Raw genomic sequence first — 20,220 nt, 5'->3', positions numbered from 1 at the left:
TCCCGTGACCACCCTCTTCCACTCCGCGCGAAAGCTCGACGCCCACGGCCAGGTCGACGACTTCTGGATGCTCGTCGTCGGCGGCACGATCCGCTCCACGGGCAGCGGGCACGAGCGTCCGGATGCCGACGCGCACGTCGACGTCGCCGGGCAGTGGCTCACCCCGGGCTTCCTCGACATGCACGGCCACGGGGGCGGCGGCCACGCCTACGACGACGGCGCGGACGAGCTGCTCGCCGCCGTCGCCACCCACCGTGCGCACGGCACGACGCGGTCGGTCATCAGCCTCGTCGCCAACCCGCTCGACAGCCTCGAGCGGAGCCTCGGCGTGATCGCCGACCTCTCCGCCTCCGATCCGCTCATCCTCGGCGCCCACCTCGAGGGGCCGTTCCTCGCCCCCGAGAACCGGGGCGCCCACAGCCCCGCCTACCTGCTCGAGCCGTCCCCCGCTGCCGTGGACACCCTGCTCGAGGCGTCGCGCGGCAGCCTGCGCCAGATCACGATCGCGCCCGAGCTGCCGAACGCCTTCGAGGCGATGAACGTGCTCGTCGAGGCCGGGGTCGCGGTGGGGATCGGGCACACGATGGCCGATGACGCGCTCGCGAAGCGGGCCTTCGACCTCGGGGCGAGGATCCTCACCCACGCGTTCAACGCGATGCCGGGCATCCACCACCGCGCTCCCGGCCCCGTGATCGCCGCGTTCGACGACGAGCGGGTGACGCTCGAGCTGATCCTGGACGGCAAGCACGTGCATCCCGGTGTCGCCCATCTCGCGTTCGGGGCCGCGCCCGGCCGCATCGCCCTCGTGACCGACGCGATGGCCGCCGCGGGCTCGGAGGACGGCGACTACACGCTCGGCTCGCTCAACGTCGCCGTGCGCGACGGGCTGGCGATGCTGCGCGGCACCACCACGATCGCGGGCTCGACCCTCACCCAGGACCGCGCGCTGCGCATCGCCATGCGCGACGCCGGCATCGCGCCGGCCGCAGCCGTCGAGGCGCTCACCCTCACTCCCGCCCGCGCGCTCGGCCTCGACCACCGCCACGGGCTCCTCGCCCCCGGCTTCGCCGCCGACGCCGTGCTGCTCGACCACGCGTGGCACGTGACGGGCGTCTGGGCGGACGGGTCGCGGCTGTAGCGCTGCGCGGCCCCGTTGCGCGGGCCCCTCGACCCGCGAGTTGCCGCAAAGTGCACTTCGTGGGGCACGGGAAGTGCATATCGAGGCAACTCGCGGAGCGCCCGCCCTAGACCCGGCCGCCTGCCGCCGCCGCTCGCCGCACCGACGCGCCCGCCACCCACGCCCGGTACGCCCGCCCGCCCGGTACGCCCGCCCGGTACGCCCGCCGCCCGGAACGCCAGCCCGCCCGCCCGGAACGAAATGCAGGAGATTCGGCGCCTCACTGCTGTGTTGAGCGCTTGACAACCGTCCGCGAGCCAGCAACTCCTGCATTTCGTACCGGGCGCGTGGGGGGGGGAGGGAGGGGAGGGGAGGGGAGGGGGAGGGCAGGCGGGCGGGCGTACCGGGCGCGTGGGGGGGCAGGCGGCGGGCGGCGGGCGTACCAGGCGGCGGGCGTACCGGGCGGGCGGGCGGGCGTGCGGGCGGCACGCGCCAGGGCCCCGATCGGGGCCTAGCGCCCGGGTAGACAGGTCGGTATGGTGCAACCCTGGGGGTGTTCCGTGCGCGTACTGGCCGTGATCGTGGGCGTGGTGCTCGCCGCCGTGCTGCTCCCGGCGCCCGCCGCCGCCGCGACCCCCGCGCCCACGCCGGTCGTCGTCGGCAACCAGCTCATCGACCAGGCCACCGGGCAGGTGTTCACCCCGCACGGCGCGAACTGGCCCGGGTTCGAGTACGCGTGCGTGCAGGGCTGGGGATACTCGGGGTCCTACTCCCCCGCCGAGGCCGCCGCGATCGCGGGCTGGGGCATCAACGTCGTCCGCCTCCCGCTCAACCAGAGCTGCTGGCTCGGTCTGGCCGGCATGAGCTACGGGACCGCCGCCGGCTACCGGGCGGCCGTGCAGGCCTGGGCCGCCCAGCTCACCGCCGCCGGCGTGGCGGTGCTGCTCGACCTGCACTGGTCGGCTCCCGCGGGCGTCGCCGCGCGAGGTCAGCGCGCGATGGCCGACGCGCAGTCCGTGACGTTCTGGTCGAGCGTGGCGGGAACGTTCAAGAACAGCCCGTCCGTGATGTTCGACCTCTTCAACGAGCCGTACTCCCGCTGGAACGACGCGACGCACTCGTGGGCGTTCCAGCTGACGTGGGACTGCTGGCAGTCCGGCGGGTGCTCGGCCCCCGCCGTCGACGACACCCAGGCGCTCACCGGTGCGACATATACCGTTACCGGAATGTCGGCGCTCGTCGCGGCGGTTCGGGCGGCGGGGGCATCCCAGCCGGTCTGGCTCGGCGGCCTGAATTACAGCAACGATCTGACCGGATGGCTCGCCCACCGCCCCGCGGACGACCAGCTCGTCGCAAGCTGGCACAACTACGTCGGGCAGGGCTGCGACACCCTCTCCTGCTGGAACAGCCAGATCGCCCCCGTCGCCGCTGTCGTGCCGGTGGTCGCCACCGAGTTCGGCCAGGACTCCAGCACCACGAGCGCCGGATACATGGAGGGGTTCATGACCTGGGCCGACGCGCACGGCATCGGCTACATGCCGTGGGCGTGGTGGGACGTGTCGTACGCGGAGGACCCGGGCAACAGCATCTACGCCCTCATCAACTCCGACTTCTCACCGAAGGCCCCGAACGGCACGGCGTACCACGCGCACCTGGCCGCCCTCCAGCCGCGCTCCTCGACCTCGATCACGGTGACGACCCTCCCGCACGGCACGTTCTCCACGGCGGTGACCGTGACGGTCAACGGGATGCCCGACCCGCCCGGCACCGTCGAGCTCTACCTCGACGGCGCACTGCTGGGAACCCGCACGCTCTCGCGGGGCACCGTCACGTTCCTCTCGATAGGCGCATCGGGAGTGGTCACGGCACGCTACCTCGGCAGCGGCACGATCCCGCCGTCCACCTCGACCGGGAAGGCGCTACAGCCGCTCCCAGTCCAGCCGGTGAGCCCAGGCGTACCGGTAGTAGTCGGCGTGGACGAGCCGGGAGGCGGCGGCCTCGTCGACGATCACCGTGACGCGGGGGTGCAGCTGGACAGCCGACCCGGGGAGCGAAGCCGTGAGCGGGCCCTCGACTGCGCCGGCGAGCGCCTCCGCCTTGCTCTCGCCGAACGCGAGCAGCACGAGGTGCCGGGCGCGCAGGATGGTGCCGAGCCCCTGGGTGATGCAGTGCTGCGGCACGTCCTCGGGCGAGGCGAAGAATCGCGCGTTGTCGCGTCGTGTCTGCTCGGTCAGGGTCTTGACGCGCGTCAGCGAGGCGAACGATGACCCCGGCTCGTTGAAGCCGATGTGCCCGGTCCGGCCGATCCCGAGGATCTGCAGGTCGACCCCGCCGGCCTCCTCGATCGCGGCCTCGTAGTCCGCGCCCGCGGTCTCGATAGGGCCGCTGTCCGCCGGAACGCGCACGAGCGACGGGGTCAGCCCCAGGGGCTCGACGACCTCGCGGGTGATGACAGACCGATAGCTCTCGGGATGCCCCGGCGGCAGCCCCACGTACTCGTCGAGCGCGAACCCGCGCACGCGCGAGAGGTCGAGGCCGCGCGAGGCGAGTGCGCGCCAGGTCGTCAGGGGCGTGGATCCGGTCGCGAGCCCCAGCACCGCCGCCGGGTTGCGCCGGACGAGGTGCTCGATCGCGTCCGCTGCCACCTCGCCCGCGGCATCCGCCGACTCGACGATGACCACCTCCGCCATCAGGCCACCCCCACCAGCGCGGCACCGACGGCGGCCGCGGGGAACTCGACGGGAACGATGGCCACGCGGTCGCTCAGCCCCGTCGAGGCGAGGAACGGCGAGGCCGCCTCCCACGAGGCGAGCACGGCGCGCACGTCGTCGAGCAGCACGCGGCCGAGCGACGAGAGGCCGCCGCCGATCACGACGCTGTCGACGTCCACGGTCAGCACCAGCAGGCGGACCGCGGCTGCGACGTTCTCGACGAAGCGCTGCTTGACGTCGAGCGCGTTGCGGTCGCCCGCGGCGGCCGCGGCGAACAGGGCCCGCGCGGGCTTGGGGTCGTCGGTGGGCCACTGGCGCGCGATGGCAGAGCCGGAGGCGAGCATCTCGAGGCAGCCGCGCTGGCCGCACGGGCACTCGGGGCCGTTCGGGTCGACCGGGATGTGCCCGATCTCCCCCGCCGTGCCGCGCGAGCCGCGCCACACGCTGCCGTCGATGATGATGCCGGCCGCGAGGCCCGTGCCGAGGTTCAGGTACGCCATCGAGAGGTGCTCGTGCTTCTCGAGCAGGTGGAACGCGCCGAGCGCAGCGGCGTTCACGTCGTTGTCGATGCGCACGGGGCGCCCCAGCCGTCGAGTGAGCTCGGCGCCCAGCTCGAGGCCCTCGAGCCCGAGGTTCACCGCGTGGGTGACCCGGCCGGTCCCGTTGTCGACCGCCCCGGGGATCCCGATGCCGATCGAGGTGAACTCGGTGATCGCGGTGCCCGTCAGCTCGGCGAGGCGGGTGACGGCGGCGACCGCGGTCTCGAGTACGGCATCCGGGCCGAAGCCCGTCGGCATCCTGACCTGCTGGACGATCTCGCCCGAGGACGCGACCGCGACGGCGTCGGTCTTCGTGCCGCCGATGTCGAGCCCCACGCGGAGCGTGCCGGTGCTGAGGAGGGTCATCCCTTCACCGCTCCGCTCACCAGGCCCGACGTGAGCCGGCCCTGGACGATGAGGAAGAAGATGATGACCGGCACCGCGACGAGGGTGGACGCGGCCATGACCTGGCCCCAGTCGGTCTCGCGTGTGGCCGAGGCCTGCACGAACCCGCGCAGCCAGAGCGGCAGGGTCTGCGCCGCCTCCGAGGGCAGCAGGACGAGGGCGACGGTGAACTCGTTCCAGGCCTGCAGGAACGCGTAGACACCGGATGCCACGAGCCCCGGTGCGAGCAGCGGGAACGTGATGCGCATGAAGGCCCCGAACCGGCTGAGGCCGTCGACCATCGCCGCCTCCTCGAGGTCGGCGGGGACGCCGGCGACGAAGCCGCGCAGCATCCAGATCGTGAAGGGCACCACCGCGGCGATGTAGATGACGCTCACGCCGATGACGCTGTCGAGCAGGTGCACGCTCGCGACCATTTTGTACTGTGCGATGAACAGTCCCTCGGCCGGGAGCATCTGCACGATGAGCACGGCGATGAGGAAGCTGCGGCGCCCGCGGAACCGGAAGCGGCTGATCGCCACCGCGGCGAGGAAGGCGAAGAGCAGGCAGAACACCACGACCGTGAGGGTCACGGCGACGCTCATCCCGAGCGCACTGAAGAACGAGCCGTCGGCGACCGCGCCCGTGAAGTTGCTCAGGGTGCCGTTGACCGGGAAGAACGTGGGGATGAACGACTGCAGGATCGCCGTCGGGATGAACGACGAGCTGACCATCCAGTAGACCGGGAACGCCCAGAGGATCGCGATGATGATGGCGAGGATGCTGAGCAGCACCTTCGGCAGGCGCAGGCGTCTCATGCCTCGTCCTCCTTCAGCAGGCTGCGGATGTAGAACCAGCTCAGGGCGATGGTGATGCCGAGCACGAGGATCGACACGGCCGAGGCCATCCCGAAGTCCTGCGCGCTCGTGCCGAGCTTGTAGATGTAGGTGCCGAGCAGGTCGTAGTCGCCCGACTTGGAGCCCGCGTCCTGCAGCAGCTTGATCTGAGTGAAGACGCGCAGGTCCCAGATGAGCTGCAGGAGCAGCACGATCGAGATGACCGGGCGGATCATGGGGAGGATGATCCCCCAGAAGCGCTGCCATCCGTTGGCGCCGTCCAGCTGGGCCGCCTCCATGACCTCGTCGGAGACCTGGGTGAGCCCCGCGTAGATCGAGAAGGCGACGAACGGCACGCTCATCCAGACGACGATGATGGATGCCACGAGCAGGAAGCTCAGGGGCGTGGAGAGCCAGTCGAACCTGTTCATATCCACGCCGGGGATCATGTCGAGCAGGTAGTTGATGGCGCCGCGGCGGCGGTCGAACAGCCAGATCCACACCGTCATCGCGGAGACGACGGGCATCGACCAGGCGAGCAGGAGGGCGATCTGCAGCACGAGGCGGGCGGTCTTGGTGACGGCGGCCATGAGCAGGGCGAGCAGGGTGCCGATCGCGAGGGTCACGGCGGCAGTGATGAGGCAGAAGGCGAGCGACTTGCCGACCACGAGCCACAGCTGCGGGTCGGTGGCGAGCTTGACGTAGTTCTCGAACCATACGAACGGCGCTGGCTTGCCGAACTGCTGCTGCAGTCCGTACTTCTGGAACGACGTGACGACCTGCCAGATGAGCGGGTAGCCCATGCCGAGCACGAGGATCACGATCGCGGGGAGGATCAGGACATGCGGGGCGCGGATGCCGCGGCGAGTAGTGGCGATGGACATGCTTGTTCCTCCTTTCGTGAGCAGGGTGGGTTGAGCAGGCCCGCCAGGGCCGTACCGAGACCGTGCTGGCACAGGGTTTCGATACGGCCGCAGGCGGCCTACTCAACCAGCGGGGTGACTAGCCGTTGATCAGTGCGTCGATCTTGGCGTCGTACTCCTTGGCGAGGGCCTTGATGTCCCCACCGCCGTTGACCTTGCCGAAGAACTCCTCGAGCAGGCCCGAGCCCTCAACTGCAGCCCAGCCGGGTGCGGCGGGGGTGAGCTTGGAGTCCTTGGCGGACTCCGCGAGCGCCGTCGCGAACTGGTCGTCACCGAGCGACGCGGTGTAGTCCGTGTTCGCCGGGCCGAGGCCGTTCGCGCCGAGCATGTTCTGGTACTCCTCCGAGAAGATGATCTTCATCAGCTCGCGAGCGCCGGCCTGGTTCTTGCTGGCCGCCGAGATCGCGATGTTGGAGCCGCCGGCGAAGACGGGGGCAGCGCCGCCGTCGACGCCCGGAAGGACGAAGTTGCCGAAGGTCGCGTCGTTCCACGTCGCGACGGTCTTCGTGCTGTCCTTGGGGTCGGGCGTGAGGTCGCCGATCGACCAGTGCGCCCATCCGGGAGCGATGATCGTCGCGGCCTCGGGGGCACCCGTTGCGGCGTTGTTGTTGATGTTGACCCACGGGGTGCTGTCAGCCTCGGTGACCGGGGCGAGCGACGCGTCCGTGTACAGCTTCTGGAGCTGCGTGAGGCCCTCGATCGTCTTCGCGTCGGAGAGGGACGACTTCCAGGTGTCGCCGTCCTTCTTCGCGAGGTCTCCGCCGTTGGCGAAGATCCACGAGACGCCGTTGCGCCAGTCCTCGCCGCCGATGTAGAAGCCGGACTGCGTGGCCGTCTTCAGCTTCGCCGCGTCCTCGTTGAACTCGGCGAGGGTGGTCGGGACCTCCAGGCCGGCAGCGGCCCAGATGTCCTTGCGGAAGAAGATGTAGCGCGAGCCGAAGTAGTACGGCAGGGCGTAGTTGGCGCCGTCGACCGCGCCGACCTCCACGAACGACTGGAGCAGCTTGTCGCCGCCCAGCTCGTCGTACATGTCGCTGACGTCGGAGAACGCACCGACGCTCGTGAACGTCGGCGACCACGTGTTGCCGATCTCGGTCACGTCGGGGGTATTCTCGGCATCAGGCAGCGCTGTGGTCAGCTTCGAAAGGGCATCGGCCCAGTCCTGCTGCTCAATGGTAAGGGTGCCCCCGGTTGCGTCTGCGTACTCGGTCTTAAGGTAGTCGCGCAGCGCATCCGGGGTGTCACCGCCCATGAGCCACAGGGTGATGTTCTGGCCGTCGGCCGATTCCTCGGCAGGCGGGGCCGGCGTGGAGCACCCGGCGAGAACGACGAGTGCGGCGGTTGCAGCTGCAACCAGTCCGATCTTTCGCTTCATTGTGTCTTCCTTCTTCGTTGAGTGGAGCAGGGGTACTTGCAGGGGTGGTGCGGGGGCTAGGAGACCCCGAGTTGCGCGGAGAGGACCATGACGGCTGCGCCGCGCATGACGATGTCCTCGCCGAGCGTCGTCATCCTCAGCGTGAGATCGCCGTGGAACTCGGCCATCGTCCTGCTGCGGAGTGTCTCGATGGTCGCTTGGGCAAGCGGACCATCAAGCAGTGTCGTCGGCCCGCTCAGCACGACCTCGGCGAGGTTGAGCGCTCCGACCACGGGAGCCAGGGCGATGCCGAGGCGCTGCCCTGCTTCCGTGAGAATCTCGTCCCGCGACTCCGGCGAGGCCGCGATGGCCTTCTCGAGACGGGGGGTGGCCAGCCAGGTCTCGAGGCAGCCGTGCTTGCCGCACACGCACTCGAGCCCGCCGTCGGTACCGACCACCACGTGGCCGATCTCGCCCGCGGCGAAGCGGCTGCCGAAGAGCGGCGTGCCGTCGAGCAGCAGGCCGGCACCGACACCGTGGCCGACCTTGATGAGCATCATGTCGCTGTCCGCGTCGCCGAAGCTGTGCTCGGCGAGCGCGGCGGCGTTCGCGTCGTTGGCCACGACGACCGGGATGCCGAAGCGGAGGGCGAGGATGCCCTGCAGGTCCTCACCGACCCAGCCGAGGTTGGGGGCGGAGAGCACGACGCCCGCGAGGTCGACGACACCGGGGGATCCGACGCCGAGCCCGAGGATGGGCAGGGCGGCCTGGGCGATGAGCGACTCGGCGAGGCGGATGACGAGCGCCGTGGCATCCGGACCCGTCGCCCCCGCGAGGGGCAGCTCGGCGCGGTGCAGGATCTGGCCGTCGAGGTCGAGGACCGCGCCGCGGAAGATCGCGTACTCGCTGAGGTCGATGCCGATGATCTGGAACGCGTTGCGGTCGAGGTCGAGCAGGGTCGCCGGCTTGCCGGGGCGGGCGTCCTCGCGCTGGCCGGTCTCGATCACGAGGCCCTCGGCGATCAGCTCCGCCACGAGGTCCGACACCGTGACGCGGGTGAGGCCGGTCTCGCGGGCGATGTCCGCCCGACTCTGCTGGCCGGCGCGGTAGAGGGTCTGCAGAACGAGCGAGCGGTTGTGCCCGCGGGCGTGCTCGGGCAGCACTTTCGTGGTGGGGCGGAGCGCCCGTCCGGTGGTGAAGCCCGTTGACATGTTTGTTAGTAAAGCTTACGAACAAATTAACTGCAAGCCCCGGAGGCGATATTTACGTGGCCGTTACACGCGGCCGGCGCCGCCGCGCCGCGCGCAACGCCCAGCCCAGCCCAGCCCAGCCCATGCGGAGGTTTCGACACCACGCGGTCGCCGCGGGGGCAGCCGCGTGTCGAAACCTCCGCATGGGCGGGAAGGGGGCGGCGCGGGGCGGGCGGGCGGCGGGCGCGGCGGCACGCAGACGCAGAACTGCCCGGGTCGCGGCGGGCGACCCGGGCAGTTGTCCAGCGTCCGGGCCTAGAACACGACCCAGATGACCTTCTGTGCCGACTTGCCCGTCGTGGTCGCGTCACCGGAGTACGTCGCGGTCACGGCGTAGATCCCGCCGCGGAGCTTCGGCAGCTCGAGCTTGACGGTGCCGTTCACCAGGGTGCCCGTCACCTTCTTGCCGTTGACGCTCACGACCACGGTGCCGGTGGGCGGGGCATCCGCAGCACTGTCGACCTTCACGGTCGCCGTCGACGACTGCCAGGAGAAGTACACATGGCGGCTGAGTGACAGCGACACGGATGCCGCGTACTTGACGGTCACGGACTCCGAGGTCGCCGTGCCCGGGGGCAGGTCGGCCTTCGTCGCCGTCACGACGACGGTGAGCGCCTTGCCCTGGTCCGCCGAGCGCACCTTGTAGGTGGCGGACGTCGCACCCGCGATGTCGACCCCGTCCGCCTGCCACTGGTAGGCGAACGACAGCCCCTCGGTGTCCCACTCCCCGGGCGAGGCGGTGAGCTTCTTGCCCACCTCCGGCGTGCCCGAGATGACGGGCGGGCTGGTGTTGACCGGCGTTCCCGGCTCGACGTCCTCGCCCGTGGTCACCTGCACGACTGTCGCCTCACCCGTGTCGCCGTAGTTGACGAGGCCGAGGTAGGTGCTGTGCGGCTCCAGGTCCGCCCACGAGGCCGTGTAGCTGACCGGCACTCCCTGCGTGCCCGCGAGCACTGCCGGGTCGAGCGCGAGCGGGGCTCCGCCGGGCGCGACCGAGGTGGCCGTGGCATCCCACACCACACCGTCAGGCGCGCTGAACACGTCGACGAGCATGAGGTAGGTGCCCGGGTCGGGGAGCTGCAGGTCGACGCGCTCATCGGCCGAGCCCGTCGCCGACTGCCAGCCCGCCGCGGGGTTGCCGTCGGCGTCGAGCAGGTAGACGGTCAGGTCGAGGTCGGTGGTGTCGTCGAGCGCATCGAGGTCGAACCTCGCGAACTCGGCACCCTCCGGGACGGTCACCGTGTACTGCGCGCCGTCGCCGGTCGTGCCGGATCCGCTGTGCTCCGTCTCCGTCCCCGTGGGGTCGGGCAGGAGCGCGCCGAGCGAGAGGCCGGAGGTGGCAAGCGGGATCTCCCCGTCGCCGCCCGGCGTCACCTCGACCGACACCGAGCCGGTCACGCCCTCGCCCTCCACGGAGCCGGGCGCCACGATCGTGACGGGCTGCACCGCGATCGGGCTGCGGACCGTGGTGTCGCCCGAGGTCCAGGTGAGCGAGCCGGTGGCGAACTCGTCGAGCGCTGCGTCGGTGCGCGAGAACGTCACGCTGAACGTCTGCGACTCCCCCGCCGCGCCGAACGTGAGCTGCGCCGGCTCCACCGTCGCGTCGATGCCGCCGAGCCCCTGGATGGAGGCGTCGAACGTGCCCGCCTGCGTCGAGGTCACGGTGCGCGTGACGGTCTCCGGAGCCGTGAGGGCGCCGACGGAGATCGAGGCGAGGTTGAGGTTGCTCGCGTCGATCGGCTCCACGCCCGCGTCGTAGCCCAGCCCCTGCAGGTACGCGTACCAGTCGAGCTTGCCGTTGAGGTAGAGCAGTCCCGGCTCGAAGAACCGCGTCGGGTCGACGTGGCCGGCGCCCTGGGCGAACGGGTCCGTGACCGCGTTGCCGTCGGCATCCAGAGTGTCATAGGCGGTGGTCATCATGGCCGACTTGATCTCCGCCGGGGTCGCGTTGGGGCGCTCGCCGAGGTAGAGGGCCGCGAGGCCCGCGATGTGCGGGGCAGCCATCGAGGTTCCGCTGAGGAACTCGAAGGTCGGGTCGGTGGACTCCTGGTTGGGGCCCGCCGCGAGGATCGAGACGCCGGGCGCCGCGATGTCGGGCTTGAGCAGGTCGCTGCCGTCCGCGAGCACCGGGCCGCGCGACGAGAAGCCGGCGACCTGCGGGTTCGGCGGCGAGTAGCTCGTCGAGTTGCCGGTGGTGAAGGTCGCCGTCGCACCCTCGGTGGCCGCGTACGCGACAACCGCGTCGTGGTACGTCGAGTCGAGGTGCACGGTCGGCACCGAGTGGAAGTCGGTGTCGATCGAGCCCGGGGTGACGTTGACGAGGATCATCCCGATGCCGCCCACGCGGGCGACCTCCGCGGACTTGGCGACGCGGTCGTAGACGCCGCGCTCGCACACGATGATCTTGCCGGCGGCCTCCTCGGTGAGCGAGTCCGGCGCGCACAGCGCGGCGTCGGCGCCCTCCACGGCGACCGCTGTCGAGTTCACGAGCGGGCCGGTGAGCGGCTCCGCGTCCGGGTCCATGTTGACGGTGATGGATGCCCCCGCAAACGCCTGCCCGTCGCCGAGTGTGGCGGTCGCCTCGTAGCTGGGGATCGTGGCCGCGGCCACCGTGGTGATCCACGGCGAGGCGTTGTCCAGGGTGGAGGCTCCCGGGCCGTCGTTGCCCGCCGAGGCCGCCACGAAGATGCCGGCCGAAGCCGCACCGAGGAACGCGTCATCCGTCGCCGAGTACGTGGTCTGGGCCGCGCCGCCGCCGATCGAGTAGTTGATCACGTCGACGCCGTCCTCGACGGCCTGGTTGATGCCGGAGAGGAGGTCGGTGGTGCTGCAGCCGTCGTCGGTGAGGACGGTGGGGTCGGGGCCGGACCAGCAGACCTTGTAGACCGCGATCTTCGCCGCCGGGGCGACTCCCGTGATGGTGCCGAAGTCGATGCCGCCCACGGAGGCCGGGGTCGCAACGTTGCCCGCGGCCGTGCTCGAGGTGTGCGATCCGTGCCCGTCGCCGTCGCGCGGGGAGACGAACTCGCCCGTGCCGGTGGAGGCGTCGCCGATGTTGCCCGCGCCGAAGCCGTCGAGGTAGTAGCGCGCCCCGATGATCTTCGTCGAGCAGTCGTCGGCCGTGAACTGCTCGCCCGTCTCGCAGATGCCGTGGAAGACGCCGCCGTCGCTCTTCTCGAACGTGATGGTGTCGCCATCGGTCGAGGGGTTCGACGAGTCGGCCAGCGGGTCGCCGGCGAACGCGGGGTTCTCGGGCGAGATGCCCGTGTCGAGCACGCCGAGGACTACGCCGTCCCCGGCCTGGTCGGCGCCGCCGATCGACTCCCACACCCCGCCCGGGCCGTCGAGGCCCAGGAACGAGGTGGAGGGGACTGCGGTGATGTGCTTGAGCTCGTCGGGCGTGACGGCGAGCACGTCCTTGTTCGCGAGGAGCTGCGACGCCTGCGCCGAGCTCAACTCCGCGGAGAAGGCGTTGAGCGCGAGCGTGTACGAGACGTCGATGGCGACGCCCGCGGCATCCGCCACCTCGTTCTGCTTGTCTGTCAGATAGTCGCTGTAGTCGAGCGAGGGCGCGGTGCGCGCATTCAGCTGGTCGCCCTCGTCGGGCTGGGTGCCGGGGTACCCGGGGATGCCGCCGTCGTAGGTCGCGACCGAGTCGTCGACCAGGGTGACGATGTACCGCCCGGGCTCGAAGCTCGTCTGGCCGCCGCCGGCGAATGCTGGGGTCGTGGCCGCCATGGCCGGGGCTGCGATGAGCCCGGTCGCGACGACGGAAGCCCCAGCGGCGAGCGCAAGGATGGACGTGAAAGAACGGCGCAGCATGGTGCGCCCGCGGGGATTGCTCACAGATGATTCCTTCTCGTGAAAGGGGATTGCTGGGAAGCAGTTCGGGCCTGCGCACTTTCGACCATAACCCGAAATGACCCCCGATAGGGGGTAGAACGAAAATCTTTCGTGCGGCAGATGCTCAGCCGACCTCAAGGAAAATCGCAATCGGTACGACATGCTTGTCGTGACAACCGTTATTCGAGCAGGGAGATCCATGCGTTCACTGGACAAGAACAAGACCGCCGTCGCACTGCTCGGGGGCATCGCGCTCGTCGGCGCGCTCGCGGGCTGCTCCACCCCCGCCGCCAACACACCCGCCGACTCCGGCTCGGGCTCTGGCTCCAGCTCGGGTAGCACCGGGGGCACGACGACCACCGGCAGCTACAAGGACGGCACCTACACCGAGAGCGCCGACTACCAGGCGCCGAGCGGCACCGAGACCGTGGACGTCACCCTCACCCTCGCCGACAACGTCATCACCGCCGTGCAGGTCGAGGGCCACGCCACCGACCCGCAGGCCAAGCTGCACCAGGGCGAGTTCGCCAACGGCATCGCGGGCGTCGTCGTCGGCAAGAACATCGACGAGATCCAGGTCGACAAGGTGGGCGGGTCCTCGCTCACGAGCGGAGGCTTCAACGCCGCCGTCGACCTCATCAAGGCCGACGCTGCCGCCTAGCGACCGCCCCCACAGCCTCGGCTTCGAGGCGATCGGGACGACGTGGCAGATCGACACCGCCGAGCCCGTCTCGGCGGACCTCGAGCGCGCCATCATGGCCCGCATCGAGGTCTTCGACCGTACGTGGTCGCGGTTCCGCGACGACTCCCTCGTCTCGCGGATCGCGACCACGCCGGGGGTGCACCCCTTCCCCGACGATGCGCCAGCCCTGTTCGAGCTCTACCGCAGGCTCTATGAGGCGACGGATGCCGCGGTCAGCCCCCTCGTCGGCGGCACCCTCGAGGCGCTCGGCTACGACCGCAACTACTCGTTGCGCGCCTCGGCCGCCCCTGCCCCCGTTCCCGCGTGGGCGGACGCGATCGCGTGGGACGGCGCCGCCCTCACCACCCTGCGCCCGGTAGTCCTCGACGTGGGCGCCGCGGGCAAGGGCTACCTGGTCGACATCGTGGGCGGGCTGCTCCGTGCGGCGGGCCACGCGGAGTTCATCGTGGACGGCAGCGGCGACATCCTGCACCACGGCCCTTCGACCATGCGTGTCGCACTCGAGCACCCGCTCGACACCACCAAGGCCATCGGCATCGCGAACGTGGGCGAGGGCGCGATCTGCTCCTCGGCGACGAACCGCCGCGCGTGGGGCAACGGCCTGCACCACGTGATCGACGCGACGACCGGGCTCCCGACCCGGGACGTGATCGCGACCTGGGCCATCGCGGAGACCGCGCTCGAGGCCGACGGCATCGCGACCGCCCTGTTCTTCGGCGACCCCGGGCGGATCGCCTCCCAGTTCCGATTCGCGTATGTGCGGATGTTCGCGACCGGGCGAGTAGAGTCCTCGCCAGAATTCGACGGAGAGTTGTTCACATGAAGCGCTGGCTCGACCGGGTGACCGGGCTCCTCACGATGTACAAGCTCGTGCTGTACGTCCTCATCGCGGTCGGCGTGAACGCCCTCGTGCTGTCGCTGCTCGGCCAGCTCGCGTACGACCCGGTCGCGCTCGTCGTCTCCGCCCTCGTGGCGCTCGTCTTCACGAACGCCTCCGGATGGCTCGCGGCGAGGATCGCGCGCGTCACGCCGCACCTCGTCTCTTCGTTCATCACCGGGCTCCTGGTGTTCTTCGTCATGCAGCCGAAGCTCGACCTGCTCGGGCTCGCGGGCATCGCGCTCGCGGGGACCGTCGCCGGGGCCTCGAAGTACCTGCTCGCGGTGCGCGGCCGGCACGTCTTCAACCCGGCGGCGCTCGGTGCGATCGTCCCGACGCTCATCGTCTTCACCACGTTCATCGGGATGAGCTTCGGCGCCTGGTGGGTCGGCACCCCCCTGCTGCAGCCGATCATCGTCATCGGCGCGTTCCTCGTGCTGTACCGCACGCAGCGGCTCATCGTGGGTGTCGCGTTCGTCGTGCTCGCGGCCCTCTTCGCGTCGGCCGTCGCCGTCACGGGCGGGCAGGAGCCCGGCGCCGCCATCCAGCAGGTGCTGCTGCAGTCGCCCATCCTGTTCTTCGCCGGCTTCATGTTCAGCGAGCCGCTCACCCTGCCGCCGCGCCGCTGGCAGCAGCTGGTGGAGGCGGTGGTGGTCGCCTTCCTGTTCGCGGTGCCGCTGCCGATCGGGCCGGTGTCGAACAGCCCCCTGTTCGCCCTGCTGGTGGGCAACCTGCTCGCCTTCTTCTTCGGGCAGCGGCGGGGCATCCGGCTGGACTATCTCGGCAAGCGGCAGCTCGGCGCGACCACGTGGGAGCTGTCGTTCCAGCCCGCCCGGCCTGTGCGCTTCCTCCCCGGGCAGTACATGGAGCTCACCATCCCCCACCGCAAGGCCGACTTCCGCGGCAGCAGGCGCTACTTCAGCATCTCGTCGGCGCCCACCGACGACGGGCCCATCACCTTCGCGATCACGGTGCCCTCGAAGTCGAGCAGCTTCAAGCAGGCGCTCCTCGACCTCGAGCCCGGCGCGGTCGTGCGCGGCACCGGCGTGGGCGGAGACTTCGCCCTGCCCAAGGATGCCTCCGAGCCGCTCCTGCTCGTCGCCGGCGGCATCGGCATCACCCCGTTCGCCTCGCAGCTCGCGCACGCGACGGAGCGCGGCGACAAGCGCGACGTCGTCGTCGTGTACGCGACGAGCGCGCCCGGACCGCTGCCGTACGCCGAGCTGCTCGAGAAGTCGGGAGCCCGCGTCGTGCTCTTCGGGCCCTCCCCCGAGCACCTGCCCGCGGGCTGGCAGTACGGCGGCGAGGGCCGTGTGACCGGCGAGCGCCTGGCCTCATCGGTCCCGGATGCCGCGCGCCGCCGTGCTTTCGTGTCGGGACCGCCCGCGCTCGTGACCGACCTCCGCAAGGCGCTGCACTCGCAGGGGGCGCGCCGGGTGCACTCCGACTACTTCTCGGGGTACTGAGCCCGTCCTCGCCGCCCGGCCGCCGGCTCGCCGGCGCGCCGCCGCGGCCCCGCCACGCCGCTCCCCGCCACCCGCGACCCCGCCACCCCGCCACCCCGCCACCCCGCCTCTAGTTACGGAGGATGGCGCGCCGCGCTCTGCCCGTCGCTACCCGTTCCGCCGGCGCGCCATCCTCCGCACGGCCGGGGCGTTGGGGCCTGCCCGGTACCGCGGCCTGGGCGGCGGCGGCCGGGGCGTCGGGGGCTGCCGGTACCGCGGCCGGGGCGCGCGCGGCCTGGGCGTCGGGGGCTCCCGGCACGGCCTGGGTGGCGCGTCGGCGGCTGCCGGTACTCTCTGCTCATGGCCGCGGTGAACGACAAGCCCATCCTCGAGTTCGACACCATCGACGAGTGGGAGCGGTACCTCGAGGGCGAGACGCATCCCGACGGCGTGCGACTGCGGGTTCGCAAGATCACGTCGACGAAGCCGGGCATCCTCGTCGCAGACGCCCTGCAGGTCGCGCTCTGCTTCGGCTGGATCGACGGCCAGCGCAACGGCCTCGACGACGACTACTTCCTGCAGGCGTACAGCCCGCGCCGCGCGCGCAGCACCTGGTCGCAGGTGAACCGCGAGTTCGTCGAGGCCCTCATCGCCCAGGGCCGCATGCGCCCGGCCGGGCAGCTCGAGATCGACAGGGCGAAAGCAGACGGGCGGTGGGATGCCGCGTACCGCCAGAAAGACCACCCGGTTCCGGATGACCTGCGCGCCGCCCTCGACGCGAACCCCGCCGCCGCCCAGTTCTTCGAGAAGCTGAGCTCGCAGAACCGGTTCGCCATCCTGTTCCGCGTCGGCAGCGTGAAGCGTGCGGAGACTCGGGAGCGCAAGATCGCCGGATACGTGGAAGATCTCGCCAACGGCATCACGATCTACCCGCAGCGGCGGGGGCAGTAGCGCGCACATCAGAACCGGTTTCGACCCGCCCGCGGGCGGCCTACTCAACCCGCCTCTTCGCCTACGGCGAACGGAGGCATATTCGGCCGGCGCGCTGCTTACACTTCAATAGTTGAGTCATACCGGCTCAAGTTTCAGACTATTGCTGGAGTAATCATGACTGTCGCATACGCCCCCTTCCGCGACGCTCGCCGCGTCGCCTTCACCCCCACCTCGACCCGCCTCGCGGCAGTCGACCTCTACCGCACCGAGGACAGCGTCGTGCTCTCCGTCGACCTCCCCGGGGTCGACGCGGGCTCCATCGACGTTGGTGTCGACGGCCGCATCCTGACCGTGCGCGCCCAGCGGACCGCCCCCTCCATCGAGGGCGCGACCTGGATCACCCGCGAGCGGCAGAGCGGCGCCGTCGTGCGCAAGCTCCGCCTCGGCGAGGGAATCGACACCGAGAACATCGCCGCGGACTACGCCGACGGCGTGCTGACCGTGAGCCTTCCGGTCGCCGAGAAGGCCAAGCCGCGCAAGGTCGTCGTGGCCGGTGCCGCCGCTGCGCCTGAGGTCGCCGCGGAGTAAGCTCCCCCCAAAGACGAAGGCCCGAGACATCCGTCTCGGGCCTTTGTCGTGCGGTTTCGATACGGCCGCGGGCGGCCTACTCAACCAGCGTGGTTACGCGAGCCGCGCTGCGAGGTTCTTGTCGAGGGTGTCGAGGAACTCCTCGGTGGTCTCCCACTTCTGGTCCGGCCCGACGAGCAGCGCGAGGTCCTTGGTCATGTGGCCGGCCTCGACCGACTTGATGACGACGTCCTCGAGGGTCTCCGCGAAGGTGGCGAGCTCGGGGTTGTTGTCGAGCTTCGCCCGGTGCGAGAGGCCGCGGGTCCACGCGTAGATCGACGCGATCGGGTTCGTGGACGTGGGCTTGCCGGCCTGGTGCTGGCGGTAGTGCCGCGTGACCGTGCCGTGCGCTGCCTCCGCCTCGACGACCGTGCCGTCCGGGACGGAGAGCACCGACGTCATGAGGCCGAGCGAGCCGAAGCCCTGGGCCACGGTGTCGGACTGCACGTCGCCGTCGTAGTTCTTGCACGCCCAGACGTAGCCCCCCTCCCACTTCATGGCCGAGGCGACCATGTCGTCGATGAGGCGGTGCTCGTAGGTGAGGCCCGCGGCCTCGAACTGGTCCTTGAACTCGGTGTCGAAGATCTCCTGGAAGATGTCCTTGAAGCGGCCGTCGTAGGCCTTCAGGATCGTGTTCTTCGTGGAGAGGTACACGGGGTAGTTGCGCGACAGGCCGTAGTTGAGCGAGGCGCGCGCGAAGTCGCGGATCGAGGCGTCCTGGTTGTACTGCACCTGCGCGATGCCGTCGTCGGGCGCGTCGTAGACGTCGAACTTGAGCGGCTCGGAGCCGTCGTCCGGCGTGAACTGCACGGTGAGCTTTCCCGCACCCTTGAAGACGAAGTCGGTGGCGCGGTACTGGTCGCCGAACGCGTGGCGGCCGATGATGATCGGCTTGTTCCATCCCGGAACCAGGCGCGGGATGTTCGAGATGATGATGGGCTCGCGGAAGATCACGCCGCCGAGGATGTTGCGGATCGTGCCGTTCGGGCTCTTCCACATCTTCTTGAGGCCGAACTCCTCGACGCGCGCCTCGTCGGGCGTGATCGTCGCGCACTTGACGCCGACGCCGTGCTTCTGGATGGCGTGGGCGGCGTCGATAGTGACCTGGTCGTCCGTGGCATCCCGGTGCTCGATGCCGAGGTCGTAGTACTCGAGGTTGATGTCGAGGTACGGGTGGATCAGGGTGTCCTTGATCTTCTGCCAGATGATGCGGGTCATCTCGTCGCCGTCGAGCTCGACGACGGTGCCTTCTACCTTGATCTTGGACAACTGAACTCCTTAGTCTTTTGGGCCGTGAACAGCATACTCGCTCGTGGAAGTATCTCGACATCAAGATACTTTGCGGTGCTGTTACTCTTTCTGCATGGCTGAACTGCGACTGGAAGAACTCTCCGCGAAGACCATCGTCGCGGCCAACAATCTCACGCTCCGCCGCGGGCAGGAGCAGTTCGTCACTCCCCCGTCCTACGCGATCGCCGACAGCTTCATCAACCCGGCCACCTCCTGGCCGCGGGTGGTGCTCGAGGGCGACACGGTGGTCGGGTTCATCCGCGGCAACTTCGATCCGGAGGCCGTGCAGCCCGAGTTCCGCAGCTGCGTCTGGCGGGTGACCGTGTCGTCGGATGCCCAGGGCACGGGTGTGGGCAAGTTCGCCGTGTGGGCGCTCGCCGACGAGGCCCGCAGCCGCGGCTTCGAGCGCCTGACCGCCATCTGGGAGCCCGGCGAGGAGGGCCCTGAGCAGTTCTTCCTCCGTGTCGGCTTCACCATCGTGGGCGAGACCCAGTACGGCGAGAACATCGGCGCACTCGCGCTCAGTGCGTAAGCCCCCGGACGACTTCATCTCGGCAGTGCTCGAGGTGGTCGGCTCCATCCCGCCCGGGAGCGCCATGGCGTACAGCGACGTGGCCGCGGCGATCGGGTCCCGTGCGGCGCGCGCCGTGGGCACCGTCATGTCGCACTACGGGTCGGACCAGCCGTGGTGGCGCGTGGTGCGCGCGAGCGGGCATCCCCCGATCGACCATGAGACGCGCGCGCTCGAGTACTACCGCGCCGAGGGCACGCCGCTCAAGTGGAGCCGCGACGGCGTCTACCGCGTCGACCTCACGGTCGCGCGGCACCGCCCGTAGCGCGCTACTCAGCCCGCAGCGGCGGCGTCCAGGTCGGCGACGATGATCTTGCGCATCTTCAGCATCGCCTGCGTGACGCGGTTGGCCTTCTCGCGGTCCGGGTCCGCCTGGTAGCGCATGAGCGCCTCGGGCACGATCTGCCACGACAGCCCCCACCTGTCCTTGAGCCAGCCGCACTGCGACTCCTCGCCGCCGTTGGCGATGAGCGCATCCCAGTACTTGTCGACCTCGGCTTGGTCCTTGACCGACACGAACAGCGAGATCACCTCGGTGAAGCGGAAGAGCGGCCCGCCATTGAGCGCCATGATGCGCTGGCCGGCGACCTCGAAGGTCGCGTAGAACAACTTGCCCTCGGCGTTGCGGTTCTCCTCGATCACGCGCGCGTCGGGGAAGAGCGAGGTGTAGAGCGCGATCGCCTCCTCCGCGCCGTCGTCGAACCAGAGGAACGGGGTGATGGTCGTCATGTCGTGCTCCCTTCGTCGAGCGCGCGCTCGAGCGAGACCCTCCCTCACCCTAGACCGGCCCGCCGGATCCCGCTCCCGAGAGCGCAGT

At 70.2% G+C, this 20,220-nt stretch carries 17 protein-coding genes and 1 pseudogene; 9 read left to right on the top strand and 9 right to left on the bottom strand.

The genetic code is table 11. The features are described from left to right. The first annotated feature begins 4 nt into the window (after positions 1 to 4). Together nagA and AC1RTC_RS15710 are read left to right on the top strand one after the other, a co-directional pair. The gene (gene nagA, locus AC1RTC_RS15715) at positions 5 to 1,138 is read left to right on the top strand and encodes an N-acetylglucosamine-6-phosphate deacetylase (RefSeq protein WP_493157304.1); all 1,134 of its coding nucleotides are present in this window, start codon (positions 5 to 7) and stop codon (positions 1,136 to 1,138) included. 515 nt (positions 1,139 to 1,653) lie between these two features. Beyond that, a pseudogene (locus tag AC1RTC_RS15710) lies at positions 1,654 to 2,661 on the top strand (glycoside hydrolase family 5 protein); the annotation flags it as partial. A gap of 375 nt (positions 2,662 to 3,036) precedes the next feature. Here AC1RTC_RS15710 and AC1RTC_RS15705 read toward each other — a convergent pair. The 7 genes from AC1RTC_RS15705 to AC1RTC_RS15675 all read right to left on the bottom strand — a co-directional run bounded on the left by AC1RTC_RS15705 (position 3,037) and on the right by AC1RTC_RS15675 (position 12,960). Beyond that, positions 3,037 to 3,807 (bottom strand): glucosamine-6-phosphate deaminase, encoded by a 771-nt coding sequence (locus AC1RTC_RS15705; protein ID WP_493157303.1) that lies wholly within the window; start codon positions 3,805 to 3,807, stop codon positions 3,037 to 3,039. After that, a complete protein-coding gene (locus tag AC1RTC_RS15700; RefSeq protein ID WP_493157302.1) occupies positions 3,807 to 4,733 on the bottom strand; it encodes an ROK family protein in 927 nt (308 codons plus the stop codon). The genes AC1RTC_RS15705 and AC1RTC_RS15700 overlap by 1 nt, the downstream gene beginning before the upstream one ends. Further along, entirely contained in the window at positions 4,730 to 5,569 is an 840-nt protein-coding gene (locus AC1RTC_RS15695; RefSeq protein ID WP_493157300.1) for a carbohydrate ABC transporter permease, read from the bottom strand. Before AC1RTC_RS15695 ends, AC1RTC_RS15700 begins: the two co-directional genes overlap by 4 nt. Further along, positions 5,566 to 6,471, bottom strand: a complete 906-nt coding sequence (locus AC1RTC_RS15690; protein ID WP_493157299.1) for a carbohydrate ABC transporter permease — start codon at positions 6,469 to 6,471, stop codon at positions 5,566 to 5,568. Before AC1RTC_RS15690 ends, AC1RTC_RS15695 begins: the two co-directional genes overlap by 4 nt. A 118-nt stretch (positions 6,472 to 6,589) precedes the next feature. Further along, on the bottom strand, positions 6,590 to 7,885 hold the full coding sequence (locus AC1RTC_RS15685) for an extracellular solute-binding protein (protein WP_493157297.1): 1,296 nt from the start codon (positions 7,883 to 7,885) through the stop codon (positions 6,590 to 6,592). 56 nt (positions 7,886 to 7,941) lie between these two features. Further along, positions 7,942 to 9,075 carry an ROK family transcriptional regulator gene (locus AC1RTC_RS15680; RefSeq protein ID WP_493157295.1) on the bottom strand — a complete coding sequence of 378 codons (1,134 nt, stop codon included), beginning with the start codon at positions 9,073 to 9,075 and terminating at the stop codon, positions 7,942 to 7,944. Positions 9,076 to 9,369: 294 nt separating this feature from the next. Continuing rightward, positions 9,370 to 12,960: a S8 family serine peptidase gene (locus AC1RTC_RS15675; RefSeq protein WP_493157293.1), complete on the bottom strand. Its 3,591-nt coding sequence runs from the start codon at positions 12,958 to 12,960 to the stop codon at positions 9,370 to 9,372. Positions 12,961 to 13,156: 196 nt separating this feature from the next. Between AC1RTC_RS15675 and AC1RTC_RS15670 the strand changes: the two genes are divergently transcribed. The 5 genes from AC1RTC_RS15670 to AC1RTC_RS15650 all read left to right on the top strand — a co-directional run bounded on the left by AC1RTC_RS15670 (position 13,157) and on the right by AC1RTC_RS15650 (position 17,503). Then, entirely contained in the window at positions 13,157 to 13,618 is a 462-nt protein-coding gene (locus tag AC1RTC_RS15670; protein WP_493157291.1) for an FMN-binding protein, read from the top strand. Next, the gene (locus tag AC1RTC_RS15665; protein WP_493157331.1) at positions 13,608 to 14,483 is read left to right on the top strand and encodes an FAD:protein FMN transferase; all 876 of its coding nucleotides are present in this window, start codon (positions 13,608 to 13,610) and stop codon (positions 14,481 to 14,483) included. The genes AC1RTC_RS15670 and AC1RTC_RS15665 overlap by 11 nt, the downstream gene beginning before the upstream one ends. Then, on the top strand, positions 14,480 to 16,003 hold the full coding sequence (locus AC1RTC_RS15660; protein WP_493157289.1) for an FAD-dependent oxidoreductase: 1,524 nt from the start codon (positions 14,480 to 14,482) through the stop codon (positions 16,001 to 16,003). Before AC1RTC_RS15665 ends, AC1RTC_RS15660 begins: the two co-directional genes overlap by 4 nt. Before the next feature lie 339 nt (positions 16,004 to 16,342). Continuing rightward, a complete protein-coding gene (locus AC1RTC_RS15655) occupies positions 16,343 to 16,933 on the top strand; it encodes a YdeI/OmpD-associated family protein (protein WP_493157287.1) in 591 nt (196 codons plus the stop codon). 156 nt (positions 16,934 to 17,089) lie between these two features. Further along, positions 17,090 to 17,503, top strand: coding sequence for an Hsp20/alpha crystallin family protein (locus AC1RTC_RS15650; RefSeq protein WP_493157285.1), 414 nt, complete (start codon positions 17,090 to 17,092; stop codon positions 17,501 to 17,503). Positions 17,504 to 17,596: 93 nt separating this feature from the next. Here the strand turns inward: AC1RTC_RS15650 and AC1RTC_RS15645 are convergent, their stop codons facing one another. Beyond that, entirely contained in the window at positions 17,597 to 18,811 is a 1,215-nt protein-coding gene (locus AC1RTC_RS15645; protein ID WP_493157283.1) for an NADP-dependent isocitrate dehydrogenase, read from the bottom strand. A gap of 94 nt (positions 18,812 to 18,905) precedes the next feature. On the opposite strand from AC1RTC_RS15645, the gene AC1RTC_RS15640 reads away from it, so the two are divergent. Together AC1RTC_RS15640 and AC1RTC_RS15635 are read left to right on the top strand one after the other, a co-directional pair. After that, positions 18,906 to 19,364 carry a GNAT family N-acetyltransferase gene (locus AC1RTC_RS15640; protein WP_493157281.1) on the top strand — a complete coding sequence of 153 codons (459 nt, stop codon included), beginning with the start codon at positions 18,906 to 18,908 and terminating at the stop codon, positions 19,362 to 19,364. Beyond that, positions 19,357 to 19,668, top strand: coding sequence for an MGMT family protein (locus tag AC1RTC_RS15635; RefSeq protein WP_493157279.1), 312 nt, complete (start codon positions 19,357 to 19,359; stop codon positions 19,666 to 19,668). The genes AC1RTC_RS15640 and AC1RTC_RS15635 overlap by 8 nt, the downstream gene beginning before the upstream one ends. Before the next feature lie 8 nt (positions 19,669 to 19,676). Here AC1RTC_RS15635 and AC1RTC_RS15630 read toward each other — a convergent pair whose 3' ends face one another. Beyond that, positions 19,677 to 20,132 (bottom strand): VOC family protein, encoded by a 456-nt coding sequence (locus AC1RTC_RS15630; protein ID WP_493157277.1) that lies wholly within the window; start codon positions 20,130 to 20,132, stop codon positions 19,677 to 19,679. Between the last annotated feature and the right edge of the window lie 88 nt (positions 20,133 to 20,220).

The sequence above is a fragment of the Rhodoglobus sp. GW821-FHT12B09 genome, from assembly GCF_058809925.1.
The sequence above is the reverse complement of the archived record's forward strand: the minus strand, read 5'-3'. Positions and strand labels throughout refer to the sequence as shown.